The organism is Actinomycetota bacterium (assembly GCA_012837825.1).
GTDB lineage: Bacteria > Actinomycetota > Humimicrobiia > Humimicrobiales > Humimicrobiaceae > Humimicrobium.
Genome location: DUQM01000060.1, coordinates 1 through 1933, shown reverse-complemented (window position 1 = coordinate 1933; position 1933 = coordinate 1). Strand labels below are relative to the sequence as shown.

Annotated in this window: 1 protein-coding gene; it reads right to left on the bottom strand. The window is 36.1% G+C overall.

Features of this window, described 5'->3' with window-relative positions; genetic code table 11:
- Nucleotides 1–103: 103 nt before the first annotated feature.
- Nucleotides 104–1933 (bottom strand): EAL domain-containing protein (locus tag GXZ93_04535; protein ID HHT79046.1); only part of this gene is annotated, 1830 nt, incomplete at its 5' end.

Here is a 1933-nt window from a genome sequence, read left to right as displayed (position 1 = left end):
ACAAGGCAAAAGAATCAGGAAGAAATCGTGTAATTAGTTTATAGGATTTCGGAGTTTGGCCATAACGACATAATAATGTTCAGGTTTAAAAGAAGCTTGGATGTTACTGATAATTCTTTTTAAGGAATTCTTCCAGTGCTTCCGGCGACAAAGGCCTTGAAAAATGATACCCCTGTATTTCATCACAGGATATACTTCTGAGAAAATCCGCCTGCTCCTTTGTTTCCACACCTTCGGCCGTAACACCTGCTTTGAAAGCTCTGGCTAATAAAATAATAATTTCTGTTAAAGGAGCCAGCTTTCTTTCTAAATCAATATAATCTATGATGTCTTTGTCTATTTTTATTCTGTCAAAAGGAATTAACTTCAACCGATTTAATGATGAGTATCCTCTGCCGAAATCATCTATGGCAATACTTATTCCCAACTTCTTCAATTCGTGTAGTTTTTTAAGTACTTCCACGGGATTTTTAGAGAACATGCTTTCTGTAATTTCCAGTTCAATGTATTTCGGGTTTACCCGGCTTTTTTCTATACGCTTTGAAATATCAGAAACAATATTTTCATTTCGAAACTGTACAACCGATAAGTTTACGGAAACACGAAGGGATGGAAATCCTTTTGCTGCAAGCCTGTTATGCTCCTGAAGTGCTTGTTCCAATACCCAGAGTCCCACATCATAAATCAGTCCTGTCTGCTCAAGTATGGGGATAAATCTATCCGGCGGTATTCTTTTATTGCCGTCACTGGTCCATCTGAGCAAGGCTTCAATTCCAACAGTTTTTCCCGTATCACAGCTGATCTGTGGTTGAAACTCCAGAAAAAACTCTTTGTTTTGCAATGATTTAAAAAGCTTGTTTGTAAACAAGGTGTTTTCTGCAATATTGCTTTCCAGTCGTTTTGTATAGAAAACAATATTCTCATTATTGCTTCTTGCTTCATATGCTGCCAGATCGGCATTCTGTAAAAGGGTATTCACATCTTTTCCATCATCCGGATATATGGATATGCCTATAACAACAGTAACAAATAATGCCTCTCTTCCTTCCTTGGGTAGCACAGGGTTGGAAAAGGCATCGACTATTTTCTCTGCACACTCCTGTATTTGTTCAGCATTTTCTGCAGTAGGCATAATGATAATAAATTTTCCTTCAGCTATCCTTGATATACTGCATTCCTCCTTCATCAGATTTTTAAGAATTGCTGCTGATTCTATTACTACCTGCTCTCCTATCCTGTGTCCGAAAGTATCATTAATCATTCTTAGATTACCCAGTTCAACATCAAAAATTACTATTTTCTCTGATTCTTTTCTGACATGCAGAATTTGCTCCAGGTTCTTTTTAAGCATATTTCTGTTTGCCAGTTTTGTGGTTTCATCAAAATAAGCGATATTGTATATCCTTTCTTCATACAATATCTTCTTTCTTGCGTCTCCCAATATATTTGCTATGATTTTTAAGAAGTATAATCGACTTTCTGTGAATCTTTTATCACTTCGATCTCTGTATTCAATAACAAAAAACCCATCTGTTTTTTTGTCGACTGTTATTGGTAGTGCGAAGAAAGAATTTATTCCTCTTGACGCAAAGAAATTTCTTTGATTTTCGGCCTTTTCAACGGAAATATTTGAGACATCTTCGCATAGTATAGGTAAGTTTTGAGCTATCAGGGGTTTGACTTCAGGAAAGTCTGCTGTCTTAAATTTCGTTCCCGGGTAAAAAGGAGGTGATTTGCTCTCAATATCTTTTACATACATATTGAGAATCGTTGCAATTTCATAACCTGCGTCGAGCTCAAATAAATATGCATTGTCGAAATTAAGTATTTTGGCAATCATTCCAAACATTTCATCGACTTTCTCTTTGACATTTTCGGTATTGACCGAAATAAAGGTGGTTGAAATTTTTTCAAGCATTTCCTGTTCTTTTGT